The organism is Arthrobacter sp. (genome assembly GCF_031179985.1).
Classification (GTDB): Bacteria; Actinomycetota; Actinomycetes; order Actinomycetales; family Micrococcaceae; genus Arthrobacter.
The window spans coordinates 1-6,824 of the sequence record NZ_JAPSHJ010000047.1 but is presented as its reverse complement, the minus strand read 5'-3'; the positions used below and the strand labels follow the sequence as shown (position 1 = coordinate 6,824).

8 protein-coding genes and 1 pseudogene are annotated in these 6,824 nt (G+C 61.9%); 4 read left to right on the top strand and 5 right to left on the bottom strand.

The window, feature by feature from the left end:
- A partial coding sequence (locus RIN13_RS16825) for a DUF3592 domain-containing protein (protein ID WP_309108466.1) occupies positions 1-314 on the bottom strand: 314 nt, incomplete at its 3' end.
- A gap of 250 nt (positions 315-564) precedes the next feature.
- On the opposite strand from RIN13_RS16825, the gene RIN13_RS16820 reads away from it, so the two are divergent.
- Positions 565-768, top strand: a complete 204-nt coding sequence (locus RIN13_RS16820) for a cold-shock protein (protein ID WP_309108465.1) — start codon at positions 565-567, stop codon at positions 766-768.
- 29 nt (positions 769-797) lie between these two features.
- Here the strand turns inward: RIN13_RS16820 and RIN13_RS16815 are convergent, their stop codons facing one another.
- From RIN13_RS16815 to RIN13_RS16810, 3 genes are read right to left on the bottom strand one after another with little or no spacing between them, the layout of a single operon-like run.
- Positions 798-3,002, bottom strand: coding sequence for a hypothetical protein (locus RIN13_RS16815; RefSeq protein WP_309108464.1), 2,205 nt, complete (start codon positions 3,000-3,002; stop codon positions 798-800).
- Between the two features lie 52 nt (positions 3,003-3,054).
- Complete coding sequence (locus RIN13_RS20535) at positions 3,055-3,435, bottom strand: CocE/NonD family hydrolase C-terminal non-catalytic domain-containing protein (protein WP_375164785.1); 381 nt, start codon at positions 3,433-3,435, stop codon at positions 3,055-3,057.
- Positions 3,369-3,548, bottom strand: a complete 180-nt coding sequence (locus RIN13_RS16810; protein WP_309108463.1) for a hypothetical protein — start codon at positions 3,546-3,548, stop codon at positions 3,369-3,371. Before RIN13_RS16810 ends, RIN13_RS20535 begins: the two co-directional genes overlap by 67 nt.
- Before the next feature lie 53 nt (positions 3,549-3,601).
- Here RIN13_RS16810 and RIN13_RS16805 point away from each other — a divergent pair.
- Positions 3,602-3,736, top strand: a pseudogene (locus tag RIN13_RS16805) (aldehyde dehydrogenase family protein); the annotation flags it as partial.
- Positions 3,737-3,845: 109 nt separating this feature from the next.
- Here the strand turns inward: RIN13_RS16805 and RIN13_RS16800 are convergent.
- The gene (locus tag RIN13_RS16800; RefSeq protein WP_375164784.1) at positions 3,846-4,772 is read right to left on the bottom strand and encodes an AEC family transporter; all 927 of its coding nucleotides are present in this window, start codon (positions 4,770-4,772) and stop codon (positions 3,846-3,848) included.
- A gap of 201 nt (positions 4,773-4,973) precedes the next feature.
- On the opposite strand from RIN13_RS16800, the gene RIN13_RS16795 reads away from it, so the two are divergent.
- Together RIN13_RS16795 and RIN13_RS16790 are read left to right on the top strand one after the other, a co-directional pair.
- Positions 4,974-5,501 carry a CGNR zinc finger domain-containing protein gene (locus tag RIN13_RS16795; RefSeq protein WP_309108461.1) on the top strand — a complete coding sequence of 176 codons (528 nt, stop codon included), beginning with the start codon at positions 4,974-4,976 and terminating at the stop codon, positions 5,499-5,501.
- A gap of 137 nt (positions 5,502-5,638) precedes the next feature.
- Positions 5,639-6,824, top strand: a 1,186-nt coding sequence (locus RIN13_RS16790) for a fumarylacetoacetate hydrolase family protein (protein ID WP_309108460.1), incomplete at its 3' end; no start/stop codon positions are given.

Here is a 6,824-nt window from a genome sequence, read left to right as displayed (position 1 = left end):
CCCAGCAGGACCTTGGATTCGGAGGAGACCTGGAAGGACTGGTTGGGATTGAGCGGGTTGTAGGCCACTTCCACCGTCGAGCCAGGGAGCGTTGCGAAGGGAACGTCTGACTCGCCGGCGAACAGCGTGCCGTTCGGATCCCTGAACTGATATGTGGGGTAGGAGCGCCGCCTCGGATTAGCCACAAGCCCCGTTATTGTGGCCTGCACCCTTGGCCACCCCGCCATGAGCCTTTCACGGCGTTTGGCTTTCCGCACCGTGTAGAAGCAGGAAAAGATACCGATTCCCACAATCGGCGCCAGAATGGCGTACATCACAAACTTCAAAACGATCCCCCGGTTTCAGTCATCAAGAAGTATGTCAGCCCGGATCCCTCCTTCCACGAAAGAACTGCCCCGCGGCTTCGAGCAGCCTAGTGATGCTGTTCTCAAAAAACAGGGCAAACCACACGTCCCTGACCTTGTACTCCCTGCCCATCCCGGTATGTTTAGGGAAGGGCAGGGTATCCGCAGCCGTTGCCCCGCTGGTGTCGGCAGAGACAGATTTGAAGTTAAGGAAACAGTCATGGCTACAGGAACAGTTAAGTGGTTCAACTCGGAAAAGGGTTTTGGCTTCATTGCCCCCGACGACGGATCCCCGGACGTATTCGCCCACTACTCAGCTATTGCCAGCAGCGGCTACCGGTCACTTGAGGAGAACCAGAAAGTCGAATTCGACGTAACCCAGGGGCCGAAGGGCCCCCAGGCAGAGAACATCCGCCCCATCTGACGACACCCCTCTTTCAGGGGCAAATGGCGTCAGCTTTGGACACGGACAGTCACTAGGCAGTCCGCCGGAGTGTTGCCTTGGGTGCCAAGCGTAAGCACATGGCTCCAAGGCGCACCGCCAGCTTCAGAAGCCGGGATTGAGAGAGTCTCCACAGCACCCGGCTGCAACATGCCTTCCCCAACGTCCGATGCAGCGACCGGAGAGCTCGCAGTGTCTGGCCCGAGGGCAGTCCACTCGTACTTCAGGCCGTCACAGCCGGCAATTTCCGTGCTGAGACTGATCGAATGTGCGGCAGTGGCGTCAATCAGCAATCGTGTCGGAGCGGGCTGCGTTCCCGCCGCGGTGGACCATGCCGCCAATGTCTTGGCACTTGGCCCTTCGGTCCGGCGGTCCTGATCAGTCAGCAGTGCGACCGCACCGGGCAGCCCCTGGACGTCATTTGTCGGCAGATAGGGCCGGATCGCCGCGGCGAAAGCGAGAGCATCGGATTCCGGGATTACAAGGTGGACGACGTGGAGGTCCGCCAATTGCCCGGGAACTCCGGCGTCGAGGGGTTGCGACGATCTGATCCACCGCTGAGCCGCAGGCGAATCCAGGAACTCGTTCACTGCTTCCAGGTTTCTGTGCCCCTCGGGCAGGTCGGGAAGCCATTGTCTGGAGACCAGCACAGTACGTCCCTCGTCTCCAATGAGCCCTGACCAGGGCTGCGCATCCCGCAGGTCCACCTGGGGGAGCTGGTAGATGTCGGGGATCGGGGAACCCGCCTGTTGAACGTACGTCTGGAACAGCAGGCTTGAGTTGAACGAGGTGGATGCGATCGGCACGAGGACCGGCCCATCCGTTTCAGACAGGGCCCGGACGGTACGGGCCACGGTGATGAGGTTGTCGAGGTTCGTCTGTACGAATGGCGCTGTGACGTTCGGGTACAAACCTGCCGGCAGCTGCGCCGCCGTAACGCGCAGCCCAGTCAGAGCCGGTGCCGGTGCATACATAAACGCGAAGAGCGCCATCGCGATGGCCAGCCCGATCCCCTGCCGGACAGCCAGGCGTGTTCTGGGCACAATCCGCACGAGCCCTGCGAACCCAAGCGCCATCAGCAGCGGCCACACATGTACTTGATGGATGATTCCGGCCTGCTTCTGGACGAGCGCCCACAGCACCTCGGACACGATCAGGAAGGCGGCCACAAACACAGCGTTGCGTGTGACCGAGGGCGATGTCCTGGCGGCAATAACCACCGCAAGCGCCACCACGGCAGCGAGGGCCAGGACAAGCGCCACAAAGCCCCCGGCATAGGACAGGTTGCTGGCCAGCGCATCCGTCAGCGAGGTCTGATAGCTGATGTAGAAGAGCGAGTTGTCGCGCGCGAAGATTGATGAAAGGGTCCCCGGGGTGAGCACTGCTGTGCCGGCAATTACTGCGGCCCCCGCAAACAGCACCCGCAGGCTCAGCGCCTCCTTGAGCAGGATCCGCCACCGTTGCGGCGGCCGCCGGTATCGAACAGCAGAGATCACATAGGCAATGAGATAACACGCGACGACGGCCGCGAGATCGAAGAGGAAGTTCTTTTTCACCAGCAACGCCCCTGCGCCAACCACCAGTGCCCAGAACAAAGTGGACCGATGCATCGGACGGGACATGAGTATCCAGATCGCAGCAAGAATCAAGGACATCCCGATCAGGTCGGGCACACCCTGCACACACACAAGGAAGGCCAGCGGATTCAGGCCGGCCATCAATACGATCCAGGGCGTAACCCGCAGCCCCAGGGTTCGGCAGGCGATCTTGGCCGTAAACACAGTCAATGGGAGCAAGCCGAGCAGGGCCATGCCGATCTCGTAGGGCACGCGAAGATTGAGGACTTCGGGCGGCAAAACCGCCAGTGGCAGTGACCAGTACGGCGGATACTCGCTGAGCGATTGCGCCCTCAGCCACGTGTACAGGTCGTACGGCCCGCGGCGAAGAGCTTCGGAAGCGCCTATTGCCACTTCCTGATAACCGCGAGGGTCGTAGAAGTAAATGCGTTGCTCGCCCGCGACGTACAGTGTCAGGATCGCCAGTACGGCGCCCAGAGGCAGCAGCCAGGTAAGCAGAAATACCCGACGCGGGACAAGCCGACCGGTCGCGCTTGCCGTTCGGCGGAGCAGGCTGGGTATGCCGTCTCTCAGGTCTTGAAGCCGTTTCAGCGAAGAGACGATCGCCCTATTCCGCACCATGTTTGCTTCGGGATCCATTTCTTCCGGGAATCCCAACGCTATCAGCAGCTATGCAGCTGCCTGTGCCGGGTTACGTCCGCACCGGCAGGATCACCGCCGAGGTGTGTTCGGGCCGTGATACACAGCCTGGTCTGCCGATCGTAACGTGGTGGCGGTAGCGCGTGAGCTCACCTGTGCCGGGATTCCGCGCAAAGCGGGGGAATGCCCCGCTGGAGACCTGAATCCTGATGCGGTGGCCCTGCTTGAAAACATAAGCTGTGGGCCAGAGCCGCACTGTCACTGCGGAGAGTTCATCGGCCGAGGACAAGCTGGTCAGTCCGTTCCGCCTCCTCTGAGAGCGCACCGGATGCAGCCCCGTCGCACAACGCGCCGTCAGGCACACCGTCACCGGACAACCCCGCCGTCGGCTTGCAGGTGGAACTTCCTGGGTACATAGCCCGGCGGCGGCCATGAATCGAAATCCCGCCAGATGTCCTCGCCCATCACGTGCAGCCGGACCGGAGCGCGGTCAGCAGGAACTTCACCTCGTGCATACGCCAATCCGAAGTCGGCAGCCTCCAGCACGCCGATGTTGGTGAATTGAGCATGGGTCCATGGACCAACTGTTAACCGGACAGGGCGTACCGTCGAACGCCGGCGCCCCGTTCGGAGGCGTCAAGCAGTCAGGCCTTGGACGCGAAGGAAGCGCCGAGGGCCTCGAAGAATACGAACACATCCGTTTCTACAAGGTGGCGCGACGCGAAACTGCCTAGTAAAAGTTGCCAGGATGCGCATTCGGTCCGGGGACACCTGAATATGGGTGGCCTTGGACCGTTTGCGCGTCCCAAAGAGCGCGGCCGGGTTTCAGAGTCGCAGCCTTTGCTACGCGGTGAACGATGTGATGAGGAGCAGAAGGCCGGGCAGGTAAAACACCCCTGTGATGGTCTGCAGCGTAATGGTTGATGCCATCAAGGAAGAATCTCCCCCAAGTGCCTTGGCCATGACGTACGCCGAGGATGCCGTCGGAAGGGCCAGGAAGAGGACGACGATGCCAGCCGGCGGCCCGGCCAACCCCAAAAGCAGGCAGCCTGCGACCCCGGTTGCCGGCAGTACGAGGAATTTGATGGCGGATGCGTAGGCGATTGGGAGAACATTCCGCCCGATGCTGTTGACTTGGAGTCCTGCACCGACACAGAGCAGGCCAAGGGGCAGAGATGCGCTGCCGAGCGCGCGGACAAGTTCTGCAATTCCTGCCGGGAGTCCAAGCCCGGTGAGGTTGAGGACGATTCCGGCGGCGCACGCGAGGATCAGCGGATTCGTACAGATGTTGCGGAAGGTTCCCCTGACGGACAGCGGTTTGCTGCCGTGGCGGGCAAAGACGATAGTGCAGAGCACGTTTACGAGCGGGACCAGAATGGCGTTGGTGATCGCAGCCAGGGCCACTCCCTGTTGGCCGTAGAGGATGACGGCGATGGAGAGCCCGAGGTAGTTGTTGAAGCGGATGCTTCCCTGCACAACAGAGGTAAAAGCCGGCCCGTCAAAGCGGAACCTCCTCTGCGCCAGGACCAGGGCCGCGGCAGTCACGATGACCGATCCGCCCAGGACCGGCGCCATTGTGCCGATGGGCAGGCCGGCCAGTTCGGTGGTCGCCGTCCCGTTAATGAACAGGGCGGGTAGGAGTACGAAGTAGCAGAGCTTTTCAGCCTGGGGCCAGAACTCGGGCTTGAGAAAAGTCCTCACCTTCATGGCGAAGCCGCCCCCGATTAGTCCCAGAACTGGAAGCAACGCCAGCAGGCTGTGGGCTATCACAGAATTTTGTAGTTCACGACGGCGGACAGGAGGGTTTCGGTGGCCTCCCTTAAGCGCATCGTCCGGGCGCCGCAGCGGCAGCGGGAATAGGTGACGGTTCCGGAGGACGTGGAGTGCTCGGATTGGACTTGCCAGTGATGTTCATGCATAAATCCAGCATCCTGTAATGGATTGGTGCCGTTCAACCATTACACTTAAGGGATGGCCTACAGTCACGAGAATCAGGTGGGAGCCCAGCTGGCCGCCGCACTGGTCAACGCCGCAGAAGGGCAGAACCTGGAAGCCCTCCTGCGGAACTTCAGCATTCGGAAGCCAGGGCTGGACGCCAAGGCGGAGCACGGTCTGCACACGTGGGCGGGCAAGCTAAAACCAGCCTTTGCCGCCCAGACCGTGGACGAAAGATGCACCGCAATCAATACCCTCCTCGATAGCGCTGCCGGTACGATCTCCTTGACCACCCATGACGGTTCCCGCCCCCACCTCCACCTCTTTCCCGAAGGCGATGACGTCGTCTCCCGCGTCAAGGCTGTCACGGCGGGTGGCCTGGCCCTGTTCATAGCCTGGAGCGGCGGCGAACGGATCGGCAGCTGCGCAAGGGAGAGCTGCTGCAAAGCATTCGTGGACAATTCAAAGGCCGGACGGCAGCGATACTGCAGCGCCCGGTGTGGAAACACCGATGCCGTAGCCAGGCACCGGAAGGCTGCCACTAAGGACTCTTCCGGTCGATGAAACGAGCTGTCCAAACATTTCGTTAACCACAGCTGGCACCCGCGATAGGAACCACGGGTGCCAGGTCTTACCCATTCAGAGTCTTGACGGGAGGCCTGCCCACGATGGAGGATGTTTCGTATACGATTTCGTACCTGATGAGGAGAAACCCTGTGCAGCAGGTCAATGGCGACACCTTAGGTTCAGCACGCAAGGTCATCGCTGTGCATTTGAACTACCCGAGCCGGGCCGCCCAGCGCGGACGGACGCCGGCCCAGCCCTCCTACTTCCTCAAGCCGCCGTCTTCCCTGGCGCTCGGCTCCGCCGATGCTCCCGGTACTGTGGAGCGGCCTGCCGGGTGCGAACTCCTCGGCTACGAAGGTGAAATCGCGCTGGTGATCGGCAAGCCCGCACGCCACGTCAGCCTTGAGGACGCCTGGAGCCACGTCGAAGGGGTGACTGCGAGCAACGACCTTGGCGTGTACGACCTCCGGTATGCGGACAAGGGATCCAACGTCCGGTCTAAAGGCGGAGATGGTTTCACCCCCGTCGGCCCCGGCCTCATTCCCGCCCAGGCAGTGGAGCCCACACAACTCCGCATCCGCACCTGGCATAACGGGGAACTCGTCCAGGAGGACACCACCGCTGATCTGCTGTTCCCGTTTGCCCGTCTGGTGGCAGACCTTTCACAACTGCTCAGCCTGGAACCCGGAGACATCATCCTCACGGGGACACCGGCGGGGGCCTCTGTTGCAGTGCCGGGCGACGTCGTCGAGGTGGAAGTTGATTCCCCGCAAACGGGGCACAGCAGCGGCCGCCTCACCACAACCGTGACGCAGGGAACGACGCCGTTCGCGGACTTCGGGGCCCAACCCAGGACCGATGACGTTCAGCGTGAGGAAGCGTACGGCTCCCGGGAAGCCGCCGGCCTGCCAGAACTGAAAGCTGTGCTGACACCGGAGTTGAAGAAGAAGCTCGAAAGCGTTGCCACAGCCACCCTTTCCTCTCAACTGCGGAAGCGCGGCCTTAACAACGTCAGCATCGACGGGCTGCAGGCCACCCGTCCGGACCGGCGTGTAGTTGGCCTCGCCCGGACGCTTCGCTACGTGCCGAACAGGGAGGATCTCTTCGAGGCCCACGGCGGTGGTTTCAATGCCCAGAAACGGGCCATCGATTCGGTGAATGACGGGGAAATCCTGGTCATGGAAGCACGCGGAGAGAAGGGTACCGGCACCATCGGCGACATCCTCGCTCTCCGCGCCCAGATGCGTGGTGCGGCTGCCATCATTACCGACGGCGGTGTGCGGGACTTCTCGGCTGTGGCTGGGCTGGACATGCCCACGT

Excerpts from the sequence above, each read along its gene's own strand:
- RIN13_RS16820 (WP_309108465.1), top strand. The coding sequence starts at position 565 with ATGGCTACAGGAACAGTTAAGTGGTTCAACTCGGAAAAGGGTTTTGGC.
- RIN13_RS16815 (WP_309108464.1), bottom strand. The coding sequence starts at position 3,002 with ATGGATCCCGAAGCAAACATGGTGCGGAATAGGGCGATCGTCTCTTCG.
- RIN13_RS20535 (WP_375164785.1), bottom strand. The coding sequence starts at position 3,435 with ATGGCCGCCGCCGGGCTATGTACCCAGGAAGTTCCACCTGCAAGCCGA.
- RIN13_RS16795 (WP_309108461.1), top strand. The coding sequence starts at position 4,974 with ATGGCCTACAGTCACGAGAATCAGGTGGGAGCCCAGCTGGCCGCCGCA.